Here is an 18,074-nt window from a genome sequence, read left to right on the forward strand (position 1 = left end):
TGTTTTTTTTTTTTTGTGGGGGGGGGGGGGGGGGGGGGGGGGGGGGGGGGGGGGGGGGGGGGCGGCCGCCCCCCCCCCCCCGCGCGGGGGAACAGGATGACCGGCTTGATCATGCCCGGCTCCCCGGCGGTGAGCCGGGCGAAGGCCTCCCCGACACGATGGAAGGGGAACTCGTGGGTGGTGATCACCGTCGGGTCCACCAGCCCGTCCTGGATCAGGTGCAGCGCCCGCGCGAGCCGCGCACCGCTGCTCCGGGGCGGCCGGCAACGGGCGTACGTGATCCTCCCGCCCCCGGCGAGCCCCGCACGGGCCGCCGACGCGGCGGCGGGCGCGGGGCTCGCCATGATCGCGCGGTCGGCTCCGCGGCCGCCCGTCAGTTCCAGGATCCGCTCGGCGGTGTCCTCGTAGGCCGGGTCGATCACCACGTCCGCCCCGAACCGCAGGGCGAGCCGCTGCCGCTTCATCTCCGGCTCGACCGCGATGACCCGGGCGCCGCGCAGCCGGCCGGCGGCGATGGTCGCGCTGAGCCCCACGGCCCCCTGCCCGAAGACGACCACGGTCCCGCCCGCGGGCGGCCCGGCCTCCTCGGCGGCGGCGAAGCCGGTGGGGAGCGCGCCGGCCGCGTAGAGGGCCTGGTGGTCGGTGACGGCGTCGGGGAGCGGGACCAGCCCCGCCCCGGCCGCCGGGGCGCGGAAGAACTCGGCGAGCCTCCCGTGGCCCTCCACGCCGACCCGCCGGGTGACGAAGGACGGGCAGACCCCGGGGCCCACCGCCTCGACGACGCCCACGGCCTCGTGGCCGAGCCCGGTGGGCGCTCCGGCGGCGGTGTGCCCGTCCCAGGCGCAGATGAGCGCGGCCGTGGTGCGTACGAGGACCTCGCCCGGCCCGGGTTCGGGGACGGGCAGGTCGATCACGGCGGGCGGTTCCCCGGTCCGGGGCAGCGCGAAGGCCTTCAAGGGGTCTCCTGTACGTCGTGACGTCGTGACACGGCTGGTGCCTCAACTCTCACCGCACGGATCCGGTCCCGCGGGGGGCCGTAGGTCGCGAGACGCCGGGCCGAGCGACTCGACCTGATCCCGCTTCCGTCCCGGACACCCGCTTCCGTCCCGGACGCCCGCCTCCGTCCCGGACGGCCCGTCACGGGCGGGTGACCCGGACCTGGTAGCTGCCGTTGCGCAGTTCGCCGACGACCGAGACGCTGATGCCCGCCTTCTCGTCGGTGAAGGTCTCGCCCGGCTTGAACGGCGCGTCCGAGAGTTCCGCGTGGACGTTGGGCCGCCGGGTGCAGCCGCCGCTGCGGCCGGCGCTGTCGGCGACGGTGACGGGTCCGCGGCCGGTGTCCACCTCGGAGTCGACCTTGTATATGAGGACCCCGGGCTTGCAGACGGCCTCGTCGTTCCCGGCCCGGGTGCGCACCTCCACCGCGTAGCCCGCACTGTCCGAGACGGGGACGAACGCCAGCTTGGTGCCGCCCTCGGTGGCGAGCGGGGACAGTATGTGGTCGCTGACCCCGGACTTCCCGGCGCAGCTGATCTGGGAGCTGTCGAGCCAGCCCAGCTTCCACTTGTGCCAGCCCAGCAGGTCGTTGTTGGCGCCCCAGTCCTCGCTCATGACGTCCCAGTGCCCGACGGTTCCGCCGCCGTCCGCTGTGTACAGGTCGGGGAGGCCGAAGACGTGCCCGTTCTCGTGGGGGAGCACGCGGTAGCCCGTCTCCCGGTAGGAGCCGGAGCCGTCGTCCTGGCGGCTGTAGATGAAGGAGGTGTTGGCGAGCGGGACGCCGTCGGCCATCGGGGCCTCGCTGTTGCCCGAGAAGGTGACGGAGAGGACGGTGTCGAGGGCGGAGGGCCCGGCGTTCGGCGTGACCAGGATGTTGATCAGGTCGTACCGGGAGAAATCGACCTCGGCGTCGGCGGCCTTCACGATGTGCTCGACGAGCTGGCGGTAGCCGGACTCGTACGCGGACCCGCGCTCGATCCCGTACGCCGAGAACGGCATGGGCATCCGCAGCCAGTTCCGTATCGGCGCCTCGGCCCGATAGGTGAGCCGCCCGTAGGAGCTGGTGCGGAACCAGTCCGAGGTCTGCGGGAAGAACTCCGCCAGCCGGTCGGTGGCCGCGCCCTCGCCCTTGGCGTCGGGGAAGTCGATCATCAGGTTCAGCGCCCGGACCTCGCCGGTCGAGCGCGCGTATCCGGGTGGGGTCGGCAGCCCCTCGGACATCTGGACACCCATCGCGCCGGCGATCCGGCAGGGCGCGAGCGCCGACTCGACGCTCGTCGCGGACACCGGGCCGGCGGCCGAGTGGCCGCGGCTGCCTATGCCGGTGCTCGCGGTGGCCGTGACCCCGAGGGCCAGTGCGGTGACGCCGATGAAGACGCCGGTGCGGTTCGGCTTGCGTATCCGGTGGCGCGTCTGCGGCATGGCGATCGGCCTTCGGGTCCGCGGCAGCCGGCCGGGTCCGGTCTGCGCTCTGTTCGATCACCCTCCGACGGCCGGGCCGCACTCGCGCGCCGGGAGAGGCCAAACGGGATCAATGGGCCTGGAGTGGTGTGACCCAGGTCACACGTGAGAGTGAAATAACCGGGGACGTTCTCCCCGTTTGAAGGAGAGTCCCCACGAACCGGGGAGCTGCTCCCCGTTTCGAGCGGACCTACGCGTCACCGTGCCGAGGAGGCCCCGGATGAAGAGCCCCGCCACCACCGCTCCGGCGGACCTGCCCGTGCCGGGACCGGAGGCCGCACTCGACCTCTCGGCGCCCGCGCCCGCGGCTTGCCGTGCGGCGGCGGCTCGCCGGGCGGCCCCGGCTCAGGCGTCCCCGGTCCCGCGGCCGCGCGCCGATGCCGTCCGCAACCGGGAGCGCATCCTGGCCGCCGCGCGCGAGGTGCTCGTGGAATGCGGCCCGGCCGCCCCCCTCGACGAGATCGCCCGCCGGGCCGGCGTGGGCAATGCCACGCTCTACCGGCACTTCCCCGATCGGCCCGCGCTCATCCACCACGTCGTGGTGTTCGTGACGGACCGGGTCACGGAGCTGGCGAACGCCTCGCTCGCCGAGGAACCGGACGCCTTCGCCGCGCTCTGCCGCTTCACGCACGGGGCGGCGGAGGAACGGATCGGCGCCCTGTGCCCCATGCTCTCCAGTGACTTCGACCGGGAGCACCCCGAACTGCTCGCCTCCCGGAGCGCTTTGGAGGAGGCCGTGGAGACCCTGCTGGCCGCCGGTCAGTCCACCGGGCTGCTGCGCTCCGACATCGGCGTGGGCGATCTGATGATCGCCCTCTCCCAGCTCAGCCGCCCCCTGCCCGGCACCGCCTGCTTCGACACGGACGTCTTCGTCCACCGTCATCTGCAGCTGTTCCTCGACGGGTTGAGGGCCCCGGCCCGCTCGGAACTGCCGGGCACCGCGACCACGCTGGCGGATCTGAGGCGGAAAACCATGTGACGCCCCGGGTCGCACCCGTTAGCGTCGAAAACCCGCTCTAAAGTCGCATTCAGCCATTTTCAGTCATCTCGCACCACGAAGTGGGTACCCCCATGTCAAAAACAGCCGCGAATCCGCCGCTGGCTGCCTCCGTCGACCCCAGTCGCTGGAAGGCTCTGGTCTTCATAGCCCTGGCGCAGCTGATGGTCGTCCTCGACGCCACCATCGTGAACATCGCGCTGCCGTCCGCCCAGACCGACCTCGGCATCTCGGACGGCAACCGCCAGTGGGTCATCACCGCGTACGCGCTGGCCTTCGGCGGACTGCTCCTCTTCGGCGGCCGCATCGCCGACAAGTGGGGCCGCAAGAACGCCTTCATCACCGGTCTCATCGGTTTCGCCCTGGCCTCCGCGCTGGGCGGCGCCGCCCAGGGTGAGGCGATGATGCTCGGCGCCCGCGCCCTCCAGGGTGCCTTCGGCGCGCTGCTCGCGCCCGCCGCGCTCTCGCTGCTGGCCGTCATGTTCACCGACGCCAAGGAGCGGGCCAAGGCCTTCGGCATCTACGGTGCGATCGCCGGTGGCGGCGGCGCCGTGGGTCTGATCCTCGGCGGGTTCCTCACCGAGTACCTCAACTGGCGCTGGACGTTCTTCGTCAACATCCCGTTCGCGATCATCGCCGCCGTCGGCGCCTGGATGATCATTCGCGAGCCGGCCGGCGGCCGCAACCGCGCGCCGCTCGACATCCCCGGCGTGGTCCTGTCCACGTCCGGCCTGGTCGCCCTGGTCTACGGGTTCACCCGCGCCGAGTCGGCCGGCTGGTCGGACGGCCTGACGGTCGGCATGTTCGTCGCCTCGGCGCTGCTGCTCGCCTCGTTCGTCTTCGTCGAGTCCCGCACGGCCTCCCCGCTGCTGCCGCTGCGCGTCCTGCTGGAGCGCAACCGCGGCGGTGTCTACCTGTCGCTGGGCCTCGCCGTCATCTCGATGTTCGGCCTGTTCCTCTTCCTCACCTACTACCTCCAGGTCGTGAAGGGCTTCTCGCCCGTCAAGACCGGCTTCGCCTTCCTCCCGATGATCGCGGGCATGATCACCGGCTCCACGCAGATCGGCGCCCGCCTGATGACGCGGGTCCCCCCGCGCCTGCTGATGGGCCCCGGCTTCATGGTCGCCGCCACCGGCATGCTGCTGCTGACGCAGCTTGAGGTCGGCTCCTCCTACCCGGCGCTGATCCTGCCGGCGCAGCTGCTGCTGGGTCTCGGCATGGGCACGGCGTTCATGCCCGCCATGTCCCTGGCCACGTACGGGGTGAACCCGGCCGACGCCGGTGTCGCCTCCGCGATGGTCAACACCTCGCAGCAGGTGGGCGGCGCGATCGGCACCGCCCTGCTGAACACGATCGCGGCCTCGGCGACGACCGCGTACCTGACCGACCATGCGGCCGAGGCCGCGGCGGGCGGCCCGGCGGCGAAGCTGATCCAGGCGCAGGGCATGGTCGAGGGGTACGCCTCGGCGATCTGGTGGGCGGTCGGCATCCTGGTCGCCAGCTCCCTCATCGCCCTGGCCCTGATCACCACGGGCCGTCCGGGCGCGGGTGGCGCGGTCGCCAAGGGCGAGGGCGCCGACGCCGACGCCGACGTACAGGTTCCGGTGATCGCCCACTGACCTGATCGCCCACTGACCGGGCGGGCCCCGGCTCCGGGGTGGCGGGAATGACTGAAGACCCCGCATCGTTCAAATTTGAACGATGCGGGGTTAGTCTTTGTGTGGCGGCCCGCCGTGACGATTCCTGGAGCCCCTGATGACGATGCCGGCGCTGTACCTGAGCCACGGAGCCCCGCCCCTGGCGGACGACCCGATCTGGCCGGGCGAACTGGCAGCCTGGTCCGCCGCCCTGCCCCGCCCCCGGGCGATCCTGATGGTCTCCGCCCACTGGGAGGAGGCGCCGCTCGCCCTCGGCGCCACGCGGCGGGTCCCGCTGGTCTACGACTTCTGGGGCTTCCCCGAGCACTACTACCAGGTCCGCTACGAGGCTCCGGGCGCCCCCGAGCTGGCGGCGGCCGTCCGCAAACTGCTGAAGGCCCCGGGCACCCCGGTCCAGGACATCCCCGACCGGGGGCTGGACCACGGTGCGTACGTCCCGCTCGTGGAGATGTTCCCCGAGGCCGACGTCCCGGTGCTCCAGATATCCATGCCGACGCTGGACCCCCGCCGCCTGATGGAGATAGGCCGCAAGCTCGCCCCGCTGCGCGACGAAGGCGTCCTGATCGTGGGCAGCGGCTTCTTCACCCACAACCTGGCCGCCCTCCGTCACACCGGGCCGGGCGTGCCCGCCTGGTCGGCGGAGTTCGACGCGTGGGGCCGCGAAGCGCTGGCCGGCGCCGACGTCGACGCCCTGCTCGACTTCCAGGCCAAGTCCCCGGCCGGCCGCCTGGCGCACCCGCGCACGGAGCACTTCGCCCCGCTGTTCGTCACCCTGGGCGCCTCGGAACGGGACCTCGGCCCGGCGGTCACCACCCCGGTCGAGGGCTTCTGGATGGGCCTCTCGAAGCGGTCCCTGCAGTTTGGCTAGCGCCGGGCAGCTCTGGTGCCCCAGCGGCTCGGCGTACGCCGCGGAGTCGGTGGTCCTCGCCGTCCGCGCCGGGCTCGACGGCCCCCCGGCCTACCTCCCCGCCCCGCGCCCGGCGGCCGAAGCCCTGGCCGAGCTCCCGCCCGGCGCCGAACCGCGCCGCCTGCTGCGCCTGGCCTCCCACTGCGCCCCGCACTGCCTCAACCGCGAGGGCGACACCTGCACCCTGGCCGTCCGCCTGACGGCTGCCCCGCCACCCGCGGCGGCCGCCCTCCCGGCCTGCCACCTCCGCCCGTCCTGCAAGTGGTGGACCCAGTCGGGCCCACCCGCCTGCCACGCCTGCCCGACGGTCGCTACCCGCCGCCCCGACCCGGACCGGTGATGTCCTCGCCGATGGTGAAGCCCTTGGCTGCTCCGGCGGGAATCGAGACAGGAGTCCCGTACGCAGCCCGCACCTCGTCCTCGTAGGCAGCCTTCTCGGGGTTGGGTGAGGTCAGCACGGTGACGGTGCCGCCGTCATCGAAGTCGTCGATCAGGACGTACACGGGAATGGCCGCACGGGCGTACTCGCGGCGCTTGCGCGTCCGGTCGCGCGTGATGTTCTCGCTCCCGGGTGAGACGACTTCGACGATCAGCTGTACGGCGGAGGCGTCGATTCCCAGATCGTCCTCGGTGACGTGCTCCTCGGCATCCTCCGGCACGACGAACAGATCGGGAATCCATACCCTGCGTTCGTGGATGACGTTCATGTCCTGGCGGGCGGCGAACTCGCCACCGGCGAGGAACACGACGAGCTGGTCCCTCAGGCGATTGGCGGTCCGGCCGTGTGAATAGCGACCCGTGGGTGACACCTCGATGAACCCCTCGACGATCTCGGCGTGGTAGCCCTCGGGGAGTTCCATGGCTTTCCATGCCTGCCACAGGACGTCGTCAAGGTCCGACGGGGGAGTCGCGACCTTCGGCATTACGGCCTCCAGCGTCTCGTGGGCGAGAGCGGTCATGTGCAGCACCTCCTCTGAGTGTGGGCGTCGCAGGCCGGATGGCACAAGCGACTCCCCGACGCTAGGGACGCCTTGTCGCATGCCGCAGGAATATGCCGGAGCCTCACTCGGACGGGTGGTCGGCGAGCGCCGCGAATGCGTGACTTGTGATGAATCCGGTGATTCGATCGCCAGTCCAGGCAACCAGAAGCCGGTGCGGGCCGTCTTCAGGGTGGGAGTGCGGCCATGGGCGGCGTCGTTTCGGAGTGGAAGCGGCCGTGCCGGGCGTGGCGGCGGTCACACGTGTGTGGTGGTCATAAAGGTCCGCGAGGGCCTCCGGATCGGCCTCCATTCCGGGTCTGACCTGCGCCTCTTCGGGCTCTGGGGCCATTCCCGATCCCCTCGGGCCGGTTGGTGGCCGCGTAGGATACTGCAAGATCTCGAAAACGAGGAGGCGACGTGGGAATTCTGTCCCGATTCCAGTCGTTGTTTCCTTCGGAAGCGGGCACTCGGGAGAGTGTCCAGGCAGCCGCACCACCGCGACAGAACTCATCGCAAGGGAGCACGCATGGCAACCCGCGCCGTCGCCCGTCGTCAGTCCACGAGTAGCGCTCGCGCTGTGGGCGGGGAGATCGCAGACCGCGACCTGGTCGGCATGTACCTGGACGAGATCGCGCGTACCCCGCTGCTCGACGCAGCCAAGGAAGTCGAGCTCTCGCAGATCATCGAGGCGGGCGTGTACGCCCAGCAGATCCTCGACGGAGCGATGGAGCGCAAGGGCGGTACGCCCTCCCAGGAGGAGCTGGAGGCACTGGCCGCCGAAGGCGAGCGTGCCAAGGAAGTCTTCATCCGCTCCAACCTCCGCCTGGTCGTCGCCGTCGCCCGCCGCTACCCGCGCAGCGGCCTGCCGCTCCTCGACCTCATCCAGGAGGGCAATGCCGGCCTGGTGCGCGCGGTCGAGAAGTTCGACTACGCCAAGGGCTTCAAGTTCTCCACGTACGCCACGTGGTGGATCCGCCAGGCCATCACCCGCTCCATAGCCGACCAGTCCCGCACCATCCGCCTCCCCGTCCACCTGGTGGAGGAGCTCGGCCGGATCCGCCGGGTCCAGCGCGAGTTCAACCGCGAGAAGGGCCGGGACCCGGAGCACGCGGAGATCGCCGCCGAGCTCGACTCGACGGAGAAGCGCGTGGGCGACGTCCTGGACTGGGCGCGCGACCCGGTCAGCCTGAACATGTCGGTGGACGACGACGGCGACACGCAGTTCGGCGACCTGCTGGAAGACACCTCCGCCATTTCTCCCGAGCAGTCGGTCATGTCCCTGCTGCGGAGCGAGGAGTTGGAGGACCTGCTGGGGAAGCTGGACCAGCGGACGGCCTCGATCATCAAGATGCGTTACGGCATAGAGGACGGCCGGGAGCGTACGCTGACAGAAGTGGGCAAGCAGCACGGCCTGACGCGTGAGCGGATCCGCCAGATCGAGAAGCACGCCCTGCTGGAACTGAAGCGGATGGCGCGCGACACCGGCTTCGACGCGGTGGCCTGACCGGCCCCCGACGAAGCCCCACATACGAGCCCCCGGCGCCTATCCCCCCCAGGCGCCGGGGGCTCCCTTTTGCCGCCAGGGGCAAATCCAGCCCGCTACGGGCCCGCCGCCTCCGCCAACCGCATCCGGTCCACCCGGAAGGTCCGCCAGTCCTCGCGTTCCATGTCGTACGCCACGAGGTACCAGCGGCTCCCGGTGCTGACCAGCCGGTACGGCTCCACCAGCCGTCGCGAGGCCGCGCCGTCCCGCGCCCGGTACGCGAACCGCAGCCGTTCCGGGCCCGCCACCGCCGAGGCGATCGCCGTCAGCGTCCGCGGGTCCACGCTCGGGCAGTCCCCCCGGGTCGCCGCGACCGTCGCCGACTGGAGCGCGCTCACCCGGTGCCGCAGCCGCCCCGGCAGGACCTGTTCCAGCTTCGCGAGGGCCCGTACGGACGCCTCCTCCACCCCCTCGATCGCATGCCCGGCCCCCGCCCGCAGGCCCACCGCGATCGCCACCGCCTCCTCGTCGTCCAGCAGCAGCGGCGGCATCGCGGCGCCCGCGACCAGGCGGTAGCCGAGCAGCCGGGCCGGGGTGTCGGTCATGATTCAAGATTGCCAGCCAATAGGACACGGACTGACCTAGATGAGGTCTAAGTTTGTACTCATGAGCACCGAGACGACCCAGACATCGCCCGAAGGAAAGAACGGGCCCGTACAAGAAGAGCGGACCGACACCCCCGCAGAGACCAGCTCGCCCGCCGACCGCCGCCGCTGGCTGGCGCTCGCCATCGTGATGACCGCGTCCTTCATGGACCTGGTCGACGTCACGATCGTCAACATCGCGATACCCAGCATGCGTCAGGACTTCGGCGCCTCGACCAGCGCGATCCAGTGGATCACCGCCGGCTACGCGCTCGCCTTCGCCGCCGGCCTGATCACCGGCGGCCGTCTCGGTGACATCTACGGCCGCAAGCGGCTCTTCCTCGTCGGCGTCGCCGGCTTCACCATCGCCTCGCTGCTCTGCGGCGTCGCGGCCGACCCCGCGATGCTCGTCGCCTCCCGCCTCCTCCAGGGCGGCATGGCGGCCATGATGGTCCCGCAGGTCCTGGCGATCATCCACGTCACCTTCCCGCCGCACGAGCGCGGCAAGGTCTTCGGCATGTTCGGCGTGATCGTCGGCCTCGGCGCGGTCTCGGGACCGATGCTCGGCGCGCTGCTCACCGAGTGGAACCTGTTCGGCCTCGAATGGCGCACGATCTTCCTGATCAACCTGCCCGTGGGCATCGCGGCCGTGATCCTGGGCCGCAAGTTCATCTCCGAGTCCAAGGCCCCCAAGGCCCTGCGCCTCGACCTGGTCGGCGTCGTCCTCGCCACCCTCGCGCTGGTCATGCTGATCTTCCCGCTCACCCAGGGGCGGGAGAACGGCTGGCCGCTGTGGGGCTTCGTCTGCATGATCGCGTCGCCGTTCGTCTTCGTCGCCTTCGTCGCCTACGAGAAGTACAAGATCAAGAAGGACGGCTCCCCGCTCGTGGAGCTCTCCCTCTTCAAGATCAAGAGCTTTGCCGGCGGCATCACGGTCCAGCTGGCCTTCGGCCTGGCGACCGGCATCTTCTTCCTGGTCTGGACGCTCTACATGCAGATGGGCCTCGGCTGGACGCCGCTGCACGCGGGCAGCACCGGCATCCCCTTCTCCATCGCCGTCTCCGTCTCCGCCGGCCCCTCGGTCGAGAAGCTCGTCCCGCGCTTCGGCCGCAAGGTGCTCCAGGCCGGTGCTCTGGTCATGGCCGCGGGCGTGCTCCTCTACATCTGGGAGGCCCAGCGCTACGGCATGAACATCGCCACCTGGCAGATGGTCGCCCCGCTGGTGGTCATGGGCATCGGCATGGGCCTGATCATCGCCCCGCTGAACGACACCATCCTGTCCGAGGTGCCGCGCGAGCACGCGGGTTCGGCGTCCGGTCTGATCAACACCACCGGCCAGATGGGCAACGCGCTGGGCCTGGCCCTCACCTCCGTGGTCTTCTTCGGGATGATCGACGACGACCTGGTCCTCGGGCCGCCGTACGTCGAGGCGTTCCACAGCGCGCTGTGGTGGGTCGCGGCCGTCCTGGTCGTGATCTTCGCGGTGATGTTCGTGCTGCCGCGCAAGGCGGTCCCGATCGACGAGCGCGAGGGCGGCCGGGCGCACACCGCCGCATAAAGGGCCCTCCACGCCCCTGACGGGCATGTCCGCTTCTGTTGGCGGATATGCCCGTTTCTTTTGTTTTCGTGCCAAATGGGCGTACGGTGGGGAGCAATCCACAGAGTCGGGCATCGAACGGATCTGAAACCACATGTACGGACCGGAGCGCCAGCAGGAGATCCTCCGCCTCGCCCGCGAGGCGGGCCGGGTCGACGTCCTGTCCCTGGCCGACCGCTTCCAGGTCACGGCCGAGACCGTGCGCCGCGACCTCAAGGCCCTGGACCGGGCCGGCCTCGTCCGCCGGGTGCACGGCGGCGCCATACCGGCCGGACGCCTCGACTTCGAGCCGGACCTCACCGAGCGGGAGGCCACCGCCTCGGCCGAGAAGGACCGCATCGCGGCCGCCGCCCTCGCCGAACTCCCCGACGGCGGCAGCGTCGTCCTCGACGCGGGCAGCACCGTGGCCCGCCTCGCGGCGGCGATCCCGGTGGACACCGCCCTCACCGTGGTCACGCACGCGCTGCCCGTCGCGGCCCGCCTCGCCGACCACACCGGTATCGACCTCCACCTCGTCGGAGGCCGGGTCCGCCACCGCACCCGGGCAGCCGTCGACGCCTGGGCACTGCGCGCGTACGCCGAGATCCGCGCCGACGTCCTCTTCCTCGCGGCCAACGGATTCAGCGCCGAGTCCGGTCTGACCACCCCCGACCTCGCCGAGGCCGCCGTCAAGCGGGCCGCGCTGGCCGCCGCCCGCCGGGTCGTGCTCCTCGCGGACTCCGCGAAGGCGGGACAGGAGCACTTCGCCCGCTTCGGCTCCTTCTCGGACGTGGACCTCCTCATCACGGACTCGGGGCTCGACCCCGCTCAGAAGGCGGCGATCGAAGCCGCCGGTACGGAAGTCGTGCTCGTATGATCCTCACCGTCACCCCCAACCCCTCCCTCGACCGGACCTACGAGGTCCCCTCGCTCGGCCGCGGTGAGGTACTGCGCGCCACCGGCGACCGGGTCGACCCCGGGGGCAAGGGGGTCAACGTCTCCCGTGCGGTGGCCGCCGCGGGCGTCCGTACGACGGCGGTCCTGCCGCTCGGCGGTGCGCCGGGCACGCTGATCGCCGAACTCCTCAGTACCCAGGGCGTGGACGTCACGGCGGTCTCCATCGCGGGCCAGACCCGCTCCAACATCTCGGTGGCCGAACCGGACGGCACCCTCACCAAGATCAACGCGATCGGCCCGGAGCTCACGCCCGAGGAATCGGCCCTCCTCCTGGAGACGGTCCGCACCTGCTCGGGCGGAGCCGCCTGGATCGCCTGCTGCGGCAGCCTCCCGCGAGGCCTGCGGCCCGAGTGGTACGCCGAAATCGTCGCCCGCGCCCACGAAGCGGGCGCCCGAATCGCCCTGGACACCTCCGGCCCGGCGCTGCTCGCGGCGCTCCCGGCCCGCCCGGACGTGATCAAGCCGAACGCCTCGGAACTCGCGGCGGCGGTGGGGCGCCCCCTGGCCACCCTCGGCGACGCGGTCAAGGCGGCGGAGGAACTGTGCGAGCTGGGCGCGGGCGCGGTCCTCGCCTCCCTCGGCGCGGACGGCCAGCTCCTGGTCTGCGCGCAGGGCACGTACTACGGCACGGCGGCGGTCTCCTCGGTCCGCAGCAATGTGGGCGCGGGCGATGCCTCCCTGGCCGGCTTCCTGATCGCGGGCGGTACGGGGCCCGAGGCCCTCGCCTCGGCCCTGGCCCACGGCGCGGCCGCGGTCCAGCTCCCCGGCAGCGTGATGCCGGCCCCCTCGGATCTGCGACCCGAGGCGGTCCACATCACCCGGCACCCGCCCCTGGACCTCCGCCTGTCCGAAATCTAGCGGGACCGCCTCACCGGAGCGGTCTCACCGGAGGGGCTGGGCGCGGAGCTTCATGGCTCCGCGCGCGGCCGCCTCGGTCTCGTACACCTCGCACATGTGCCGCCCGTCCGGGGTCGCCGTGTGCTCGACCTCCCACAGGCTGAACTCGCTCCCGTCCAGCAGGATGAACGCGTGCTCGTACAGGCTGAAACCGGCGTCCCGCCCGTCCGCCAGGTACTGCCGGGTGCCGAACGCCTGGGTGATCCGGTGCGCGTAGGCCGTCCGCAGCAGCAGCGCCACCCGCTCTCCCGGCCGGTCCGGGTTCTCCGCGCGGCGCAGTACCCGGCGGGCGTGGTCCGCGGACTCCTCCACCGCGTACTCGCGGTGCCGCTGGGCCGGGGTCGGGTTCGCGAACAGGGCGCTCAGCACCGCGATGTCGCTCTCCGGCTCCTCCTCGGCCCGCGCCTCCGTCAAGTCACGCGCCACCGCCGAGGGGACCTCGTCGAACAGCCGGGCCACCGCCAGGCATATCTCGGGCCTGCTCGCGAAGAGTTCGTAGCGGACCGCCAGGCTGCCCGCCGGGCGGTGCGCCAGCTCCCACAGCGCCACCGAATCGCCGTCGGCCAGCAGGTAGGTGTAGCGCCGGATCTCCCGCCACTGACCCGCCGCCGGGCTGTGGCGGGTGGTGTGGAGCGAGGAGCTGTGCGCGAGCGCCGTGGAGAGGCGCCCGGCCAACCGGTCCGGAAGGTCGAAGGAGTTGAGGGCGCGGCCCAGGAGTCGATCGAGGTGCGCCTCGGTTGTCTCGTACGGATCGCTCAAGGTGGGTCTCCAGGCCGTCGCAGCTTGTGACTTCAAGGGAGCTCAACGTAGCCCCTGGGTCTGACATCACGTCCGGGGTTCGGTAAAACGTCCGGGAAGCATCAGGGGTTCCCGCCACCCCTTGGGGTCAACCTCCGTGTGAATGGGCATGGTTGGAGCCGATATCGGGCGGAAGGCGGGACTATGGGCCGCATGGCAACGAATACCGTAGGCGTCCCCCGTCAGCAAGGGCAGCCGCATCGCGACAACGCCGGACCGCCCGCCGCCCCCCGCGCACTGGCCTGGTTGCTGGTGCTCACCGGGGCCGCCGGGGTGCTGGCCTCCTGGGTCATCACCCTCGACAAGTTCCTGCTGCTGGAGAACCCGGCCTTCAAGCCCGCCTGCAGCCTCAACCCCGTCGTCTCCTGCGGCAGCGTGATGAAGAGCGCCCAGGCGGCGGCCTTCGGCTTCCCCAACCCGATGCTGGGGCTGGCCACCTACGGGGCGGTCGTCTGCGTCGGGGCGGGTCTGCTGGCCGGAGCCCGCCACAACGGCTGGTTCTGGCTCGGACTGAACGCCGGCACCCTCTTCGGAGTCGGCTTCTGCTCCTGGCTGATGGTCCAGTCGCTCTACGAGATCAACGCGCTCTGCCTGTGGTGCTGCCTGACCTGGGTGGCCACCCTGCTGATGTTCTGGGCGGTCACCGCGTACACGGTCCGTACGGGCATCCTCCCTGCGCCCGCCCCCGTACGGGGCTTCTTCACCGAGTTCGGCTGGGCCCCGCCCGCCCTGCACACCGGAGTGATCGGGATGCTGATCCTCACCCGGTGGTGGGAGTTCTGGACGGCCTGAAACGACCGGCCCCGGACGCGCGAGGGCCCCGGCAGCTGGAGGCTGCCGGGGCCCTCGTCACGTCTCACCGCTGGTGTCGACCGCATCGCTTCACGGGCGCGGGGCGCCCGGACCACGAGGGGAGGGAGCGGAGATCAGCTGCCCGCGGAGGCGTTGCCGGACAGGACCGGGATGTTGTCCAGGATGTGCGAGAGCGGCTCGTCGCCCTTGGCCTGGGTGGAGTTCTCGGTGCACTGCTGGTTCTGCGGGTTGGACAGGACGCTGATGTCCTGGACACCGACGTTGGCGATGACGGCGAGGATCGACTGGGCGTTGATCTTCGCCGGCAGGCCGATGCAGGGCTTGTTCAGGGTGCCCTGAACGACGCCGAGCTGCGGGCTCATGTCGCCGTGGGTCTTCTGGTTGCCGTAGATCTGCTGGGCACCGTTGCCGTTGACGGTGTTGATCCCGTTGTCGTTGCCGATGGCCATGGCCGGGGCCGCGACAGCAGCGCCCGCGCCGACGGCGGCGGCGGTGACCGCGGCAGCAGTCATGATCTTCTTGAGCATCTTGATCCTTTTGTCGCACGAGTGCCCGCTAGTGGAGCGCCCTGATCAACTGCCCGCTCGGGGGGTTGGTTCCGCTGCTTCACTCAAACGGCCTGCGGGCGGCCGGGTTTTCCCCGGGCCGGGTGGACCGCCCCCGGACAGGTGCGCGAAGCCCGTACGCGGCCCGGAACGGGGTTCGGAAGGGGGTTCGGGTCCTCGCGCTCCTGTTGCGGTCCGTAGAGCGTGTTCGCACGGTGGGTAAGGAGGCGGATCGCTCGGGTCCGCTTTCGTGCGACCACCGAAGGAACATCCATGCACCGCACCAAGGCCTCCCGCATCCGCGTCCTCGTCCCGTCGGCCCTCGCGGTCGTCATACTCACCGGCGCGGCCGCCCCCGCGGGCGCCGCCGAAGGTGCCGGTGCCGTCACGGAACGAGTGGCGGCCGCCGAGGAACTCATCAGCGAGAAGGTGGCGGCCGCCGGCCCCATCGACGACCTCCTCGCGCAGGTCAGCAAGATCCTGGCGGACCTGACCAAGAGCCTGGGCTCCCTGCTCCCGGGGATCAAGATCCCCGAGATCAAACTGCCCAAGCTCCCGGCCCTCCCGGGGATCCCGGACATCAAGCTGCCGACGATCCCCTCGATCCCTGGGCTTCCGGAGATCCCCAAGATCCCCGACATCCCCTCCATCCCGGCCCTCCCGGTCTCCGATCCGGTCGGGGCGGTGCCGGCGGCACCGGCGGTGCCCGCCGTACCGGCGATGCCCGCGGTTCCGGCGACGCCCAAGACTCCGGCGGCGGTTCCGGCCGTACCGGGGTCCCCGGTCAAGATGCCGGCGGGCATGGTGCCCAAGATCAAGATCCCTGACTTCCGCTGGTAGGGGGCAGGGAATCGAATACGGACCCGCACGTGGTTACGACTATTGGGCTGAACAGGTCTGATCACGTGCGGAACCGTGTCGTCTGGGGAGGTGGACCGTTTCGCTCGATGTGAGCCCCGGAATCGGGGCAGAACATCGAAGAGAAGGTGCACTTCCCATGAACACTGCCAAGAAGGCCGCCCTGGTCCTGGCCACCGCTGGTCTCGCTGCGGCCGGTGCCGCCGGCTCCGCTATGGCCGACTCGTCGGCCGAGGGCGCGGCCGTGGGTTCCCCCGGTGTCCTCTCGGGCAACCTGGCTCAGGTCCCGGTCCACGTCCCGATCAACGTCTGCGGCAACTCCGTGAACGTGATCGGCGCGCTGAACCCGGCGTTCGGCAACACCTGCGTCAACGACTGACGTCAGACGCGACGAGCGACTGTGGGCGCCCCGGCCTCGCCGGTGGCGCCCACAGTCGTTTCCGCGGTTCCCGCGGTTCCGGCCGCTCCCGCGGGGAGGCGGTCCGGACCCGTCAGTGGCCGTTGGCGCCGCCGTTGAGCTTCACACCGCCCAGCAGCGGGGACGCCTGGGTGGCCCCGTTCGCGAGGTGCATGACCTCGCCCGGCGCGTTGTTGCGGACCTCGTTGACCTTCTGGACGGTGGTCACGACCTTCTGGACGCTCTCGCCCTGCTCCGCCATCCCGTTGGCCACGGTGTTGGGGAGGGCCTCCGTGACGGGGTTCACCGCGCCCAGGACCTCGGTCAGCCCGCTCGTCGCGCTCATGGGGACGGCCGGCGCCTCCGCGGCGAAAGCGGGGGCGGCGCCGAGGGCGGCGACGGAGCCGACGACTACAGCGGCGACCTTGGAGAGCTTCATTATCAAGTCCTTTATCCGGGGGGCGGCCAGTGGCGACCGTCGCGACACTTTCGCCCTGGCTAACGATTCCCCGCCGCTACGGAAACGCGGAACCGAACACGGCAACGGCCGGAGAGTCCGACAAGGGACTTTCCGGCCGATATTTATTCCGATTACCGGTATTGCCGAAGCGTCAGGCGATACGGGACCTCCGGTAGAGAATGGCGCCGCCCAGGATCAGGGCCGAGGCGAGAGCCGCCGCCGCGCCGGTCTGCCCGGCGCCGGTCGCGGCGAGTTCCTGCGCGGGGGCGTGAACCGGTGTCGCCTGCGGAGCCGGAGCGGGGAGCGGCGCGGGCGCCGGAGCGGGTGCCGGGGCGGCGGGTGCCGGAGCCGGGAGCAGGTGGACCGGCAGGTCACCGGCCGGGGCCGCCGGGGGCTGGTCGGCCGGCCGGACGGACGCGGGCGCGGGTACGGGCGCCGGGTGCTCCGTGACCTGGCTGCCGTGCGGCGGCATCGGCGCGGGCGCCTCCTCCGCGACGGGGGCCGGGGCGGGGAGCGTGTGCGCCTCCTCCGCTACGGGGGCGGGCGCGGGAGCGGGAGCGGGAGCCGGAGCGGGACCCGGGGCCGGAGCCGGGAGCGGCTGGGGAGCCTCCTGGACCGGTGCCGGGACGGGAGCCGGGATCGGCGCGGGCGCCGGTGCGGGTGCCGGAGCGGGCGCCGGAGCCGGCTGCGGCGCGGGCGCCTCCTGTACGGGGGCGGGCGCCGGTGCGGGCTTCGGAGCGGGCGCCGGCGGGGGCGCCGGCGTGGGCGCGGGCTGCGGCTTCGGCGCCGGGTGCTCCGCCTCGGGCTTCGGCTGCGGCTTGGGCTGCGGCGCCGGGGGCGCGTGGTGCGGAGCCGGAGCGGGGGCCGCAGCGGGGGGCGCGGTGTGCTCGGTGTGCTCGGTGTGCTGCTTCGGGGGATGCTGCGGCCGGGGTGCCGGGTGCTCCGGTGCCGGGTGGTCGTCGCACTCCTCCTCACCGCCCCGCTCGCCCGAGTCCCCGTAGCCGCCGCTCTGGTGCCGCGGGGCACGCTCCTCGGGACCGCGGTCTCCGTAGCCGCCCTGCGCGTGGTGCTCTTCGGGGCCGCGCTCCCCGTAGCCGCCCTCCTCGCGCTGCTCCCCGTACCCGTTCCCGCGGCGCGACTCGCGCTCGTTGAGGTAGCGCTCGAAGGCCTCCGCCTGCTCGGGGCTGAGGTAGCGCCCGTAGTCCTGCCCGGCTTCGGAGCCGGTCGTGGTGGCGCAGTTGTTGCCCATCGCGGGGTTGAGGCCCGCTCCGGCGTCGACGGTGTTGCCGCACACGTTGGGTGTGAAGGTGATCGGTACCGAGACGCTGTTGCCGGCCAGCACACCCGGTGAATGCGAAGCCTCGGCCATGGCTCCGGGGTGCGCGTACGCCGCGCCGGTCGCGATCGACAGCAGGCTCGACGCCGCGGCCGCGGTGAGCACCCCCTTGCCCAGTACCTGTCGGCTCAGTACCTGTCGCATGGGTCCTTCCCTGTCTACCGGCTCAGCCGCCGGTGCTGAATCGAAGGTGGCCTCGGAGTGCACCGCGAACATCCTCAACGCGGAGCTCGACCACCACGGGAACTACGGGTCGATGGAGGTGATCTTCGTGTCCTTCGAGACCTTCGTCGGCCGGATCGCCCCCGGGG

18 protein-coding genes and 1 pseudogene are annotated in these 18,074 nt (G+C 71.6%); 11 read left to right on the top strand and 8 right to left on the bottom strand.

The window, feature by feature from the left end; translation table 11 throughout:
* Both ACFXDJ_RS09505 and ACFXDJ_RS09510 read right to left on the bottom strand, forming a co-directional pair.
* Positions 1 to 956: zinc-binding dehydrogenase (locus tag ACFXDJ_RS09505; RefSeq protein WP_384848625.1), on the bottom strand; the 956-nt coding region annotated here is incomplete at its 3' end.
* 181 nt (positions 957 to 1,137) lie between these two features.
* A complete protein-coding gene (locus tag ACFXDJ_RS09510) occupies positions 1,138 to 2,418 on the bottom strand; it encodes a M6 family metalloprotease domain-containing protein (RefSeq protein WP_384654309.1) in 1,281 nt (426 codons plus the stop codon).
* Positions 2,419 to 2,677: 259 nt separating this feature from the next.
* Here ACFXDJ_RS09510 and ACFXDJ_RS09515 point away from each other — a divergent pair, with 259 nt between their 5' ends.
* The 4 genes from ACFXDJ_RS09515 to ACFXDJ_RS09530 all read left to right on the top strand — a co-directional run bounded on the left by ACFXDJ_RS09515 (position 2,678) and on the right by ACFXDJ_RS09530 (position 6,359).
* Positions 2,678 to 3,436 carry a TetR/AcrR family transcriptional regulator gene (locus ACFXDJ_RS09515; protein WP_384654307.1) on the top strand — a complete coding sequence of 253 codons (759 nt, stop codon included), beginning with the start codon at positions 2,678 to 2,680 and terminating at the stop codon, positions 3,434 to 3,436.
* 92 nt (positions 3,437 to 3,528) lie between these two features.
* Positions 3,529 to 5,073 (top strand): MFS transporter, encoded by a 1,545-nt coding sequence (locus ACFXDJ_RS09520; RefSeq protein ID WP_384654304.1) that lies wholly within the window; start codon positions 3,529 to 3,531, stop codon positions 5,071 to 5,073.
* Between the two features lie 142 nt (positions 5,074 to 5,215).
* Positions 5,216 to 5,980 (top strand): dioxygenase, encoded by a 765-nt coding sequence (locus ACFXDJ_RS09525; protein ID WP_384654324.1) that lies wholly within the window; start codon positions 5,216 to 5,218, stop codon positions 5,978 to 5,980.
* Positions 5,973 to 6,359: a hypothetical protein gene (locus tag ACFXDJ_RS09530; RefSeq protein WP_384654302.1), complete on the top strand. Its 387-nt coding sequence runs from the start codon at positions 5,973 to 5,975 to the stop codon at positions 6,357 to 6,359. Before ACFXDJ_RS09525 ends, ACFXDJ_RS09530 begins: the two co-directional genes overlap by 8 nt.
* Here the strand turns inward: ACFXDJ_RS09530 and ACFXDJ_RS09535 are convergent.
* Positions 6,331 to 6,978: a Uma2 family endonuclease gene (locus tag ACFXDJ_RS09535; protein WP_384654299.1), complete on the bottom strand. Its 648-nt coding sequence runs from the start codon at positions 6,976 to 6,978 to the stop codon at positions 6,331 to 6,333. The two genes, ACFXDJ_RS09530 and ACFXDJ_RS09535, sit on opposite strands and share 29 nt — an antisense overlap.
* A gap of 547 nt (positions 6,979 to 7,525) precedes the next feature.
* On the opposite strand from ACFXDJ_RS09535, the gene ACFXDJ_RS09540 reads away from it, so the two are divergent.
* Positions 7,526 to 8,503 carry an RNA polymerase sigma factor RpoD/SigA gene (locus tag ACFXDJ_RS09540; protein ID WP_384654296.1) on the top strand — a complete coding sequence of 326 codons (978 nt, stop codon included), beginning with the start codon at positions 7,526 to 7,528 and terminating at the stop codon, positions 8,501 to 8,503.
* Positions 8,504 to 8,604: 101 nt separating this feature from the next.
* On the opposite strand, the pseudogene ACFXDJ_RS09545 reads toward ACFXDJ_RS09540, so the two are convergent.
* Positions 8,605 to 9,060 (bottom strand): annotated as a pseudogene (locus ACFXDJ_RS09545) (helix-turn-helix transcriptional regulator); the annotation flags it as partial.
* An 88-nt stretch (positions 9,061 to 9,148) separates the two neighbouring features.
* On the opposite strand from ACFXDJ_RS09545, the gene ACFXDJ_RS09550 reads away from it, so the two are divergent.
* From ACFXDJ_RS09550 to pfkB, 3 genes are all read left to right on the top strand, one after another.
* On the top strand, positions 9,149 to 10,684 hold the full coding sequence (locus tag ACFXDJ_RS09550) for an MFS transporter (RefSeq protein WP_384654294.1): 1,536 nt from the start codon (positions 9,149 to 9,151) through the stop codon (positions 10,682 to 10,684).
* A gap of 133 nt (positions 10,685 to 10,817) precedes the next feature.
* Positions 10,818 to 11,579: a DeoR/GlpR family DNA-binding transcription regulator gene (locus ACFXDJ_RS09555; protein WP_384654291.1), complete on the top strand. Its 762-nt coding sequence runs from the start codon at positions 10,818 to 10,820 to the stop codon at positions 11,577 to 11,579.
* Complete coding sequence (gene pfkB, locus ACFXDJ_RS09560) at positions 11,576 to 12,517, top strand: 1-phosphofructokinase (RefSeq protein ID WP_384654288.1); 942 nt, start codon at positions 11,576 to 11,578, stop codon at positions 12,515 to 12,517. The genes ACFXDJ_RS09555 and pfkB overlap by 4 nt, the downstream gene beginning before the upstream one ends.
* Positions 12,518 to 12,541: 24 nt before the next feature.
* Here the strand turns inward: pfkB and ACFXDJ_RS09565 are convergent, their stop codons facing one another.
* Entirely contained in the window at positions 12,542 to 13,315 is a 774-nt protein-coding gene (locus ACFXDJ_RS09565; protein WP_384654286.1) for a DUF6227 family protein, read from the bottom strand.
* A gap of 192 nt (positions 13,316 to 13,507) precedes the next feature.
* Between ACFXDJ_RS09565 and ACFXDJ_RS09570 the strand changes: the two genes are divergently transcribed.
* Positions 13,508 to 14,146: a vitamin K epoxide reductase family protein gene (locus ACFXDJ_RS09570; protein ID WP_384654283.1), complete on the top strand. Its 639-nt coding sequence runs from the start codon at positions 13,508 to 13,510 to the stop codon at positions 14,144 to 14,146.
* Positions 14,147 to 14,280: 134 nt separating this feature from the next.
* Here the strand turns inward: ACFXDJ_RS09570 and ACFXDJ_RS09575 are convergent, their stop codons facing one another.
* Complete coding sequence (locus ACFXDJ_RS09575; RefSeq protein ID WP_384654280.1) at positions 14,281 to 14,694, bottom strand: rodlin; 414 nt, start codon at positions 14,692 to 14,694, stop codon at positions 14,281 to 14,283.
* Between the two features lie 291 nt (positions 14,695 to 14,985).
* Between ACFXDJ_RS09575 and ACFXDJ_RS09580 the strand changes: the two genes are divergently transcribed.
* On the top strand, positions 14,986 to 15,552 hold the full coding sequence (locus ACFXDJ_RS09580; RefSeq protein ID WP_384654277.1) for a hypothetical protein: 567 nt from the start codon (positions 14,986 to 14,988) through the stop codon (positions 15,550 to 15,552).
* A 157-nt stretch (positions 15,553 to 15,709) separates the two neighbouring features.
* Positions 15,710 to 15,949 carry a chaplin gene (locus ACFXDJ_RS09585; RefSeq protein WP_112450817.1) on the top strand — a complete coding sequence of 80 codons (240 nt, stop codon included), beginning with the start codon at positions 15,710 to 15,712 and terminating at the stop codon, positions 15,947 to 15,949.
* A 112-nt stretch (positions 15,950 to 16,061) separates the two neighbouring features.
* On the opposite strand, the gene ACFXDJ_RS09590 is transcribed toward ACFXDJ_RS09585, so the two are convergent.
* On the bottom strand, positions 16,062 to 16,406 hold the full coding sequence (locus tag ACFXDJ_RS09590; RefSeq protein ID WP_384653776.1) for a hypothetical protein: 345 nt from the start codon (positions 16,404 to 16,406) through the stop codon (positions 16,062 to 16,064).
* 172 nt (positions 16,407 to 16,578) lie between these two features.
* Positions 16,579 to 17,907 carry a chaplin gene (locus ACFXDJ_RS09595; protein WP_384653778.1) on the bottom strand — a complete coding sequence of 443 codons (1,329 nt, stop codon included), beginning with the start codon at positions 17,905 to 17,907 and terminating at the stop codon, positions 16,579 to 16,581.
* Between the last annotated feature and the right edge of the window lie 167 nt (positions 17,908 to 18,074).

The sequence above is a fragment of the Streptomyces sp. NPDC059443 genome (assembly GCF_042750105.1).
GTDB lineage: Bacteria > Actinomycetota > Actinomycetes > Streptomycetales > Streptomycetaceae > Streptomyces.

Bases quoted from the DNA above. Each gene is read 5' to 3' on its own strand.
- ACFXDJ_RS09555 (WP_384654291.1), top strand. From the start codon at position 10,818: ATGTACGGACCGGAGCGCCAGCAGGAGATCCTCCGCCTCGCCCGCGAG.
- ACFXDJ_RS09590 (WP_384653776.1), bottom strand. From the start codon at position 16,406: ATGAAGCTCTCCAAGGTCGCCGCTGTAGTCGTCGGCTCCGTCGCCGCC.
- pfkB (WP_384654288.1), top strand. From the start codon at position 11,576: ATGATCCTCACCGTCACCCCCAACCCCTCCCTCGACCGGACCTACGAG.
- ACFXDJ_RS09595 (WP_384653778.1), bottom strand. From the start codon at position 17,907: ATGCGACAGGTACTGAGCCGACAGGTACTGGGCAAGGGGGTGCTCACC.
- ACFXDJ_RS09520 (WP_384654304.1), top strand. From the start codon at position 3,529: ATGTCAAAAACAGCCGCGAATCCGCCGCTGGCTGCCTCCGTCGACCCC.
- ACFXDJ_RS09535 (WP_384654299.1), bottom strand. From the start codon at position 6,978: ATGACCGCTCTCGCCCACGAGACGCTGGAGGCCGTAATGCCGAAGGTC.
- ACFXDJ_RS09575 (WP_384654280.1), bottom strand. From the start codon at position 14,694: ATGCTCAAGAAGATCATGACTGCTGCCGCGGTCACCGCCGCCGCCGTC.
- ACFXDJ_RS09580 (WP_384654277.1), top strand. From the start codon at position 14,986: ATGCACCGCACCAAGGCCTCCCGCATCCGCGTCCTCGTCCCGTCGGCC.
- ACFXDJ_RS09585 (WP_112450817.1), top strand. From the start codon at position 15,710: ATGAACACTGCCAAGAAGGCCGCCCTGGTCCTGGCCACCGCTGGTCTC.
- ACFXDJ_RS09515 (WP_384654307.1), top strand. From the start codon at position 2,678: ATGAAGAGCCCCGCCACCACCGCTCCGGCGGACCTGCCCGTGCCGGGA.
- ACFXDJ_RS09550 (WP_384654294.1), top strand. From the start codon at position 9,149: ATGAGCACCGAGACGACCCAGACATCGCCCGAAGGAAAGAACGGGCCC.
- ACFXDJ_RS09510 (WP_384654309.1), bottom strand. From the start codon at position 2,418: ATGCCGCAGACGCGCCACCGGATACGCAAGCCGAACCGCACCGGCGTC.
- ACFXDJ_RS09525 (WP_384654324.1), top strand. From the start codon at position 5,216: ATGCCGGCGCTGTACCTGAGCCACGGAGCCCCGCCCCTGGCGGACGAC.
- ACFXDJ_RS09570 (WP_384654283.1), top strand. From the start codon at position 13,508: ATGGCAACGAATACCGTAGGCGTCCCCCGTCAGCAAGGGCAGCCGCAT.
- ACFXDJ_RS09540 (WP_384654296.1), top strand. From the start codon at position 7,526: ATGGCAACCCGCGCCGTCGCCCGTCGTCAGTCCACGAGTAGCGCTCGC.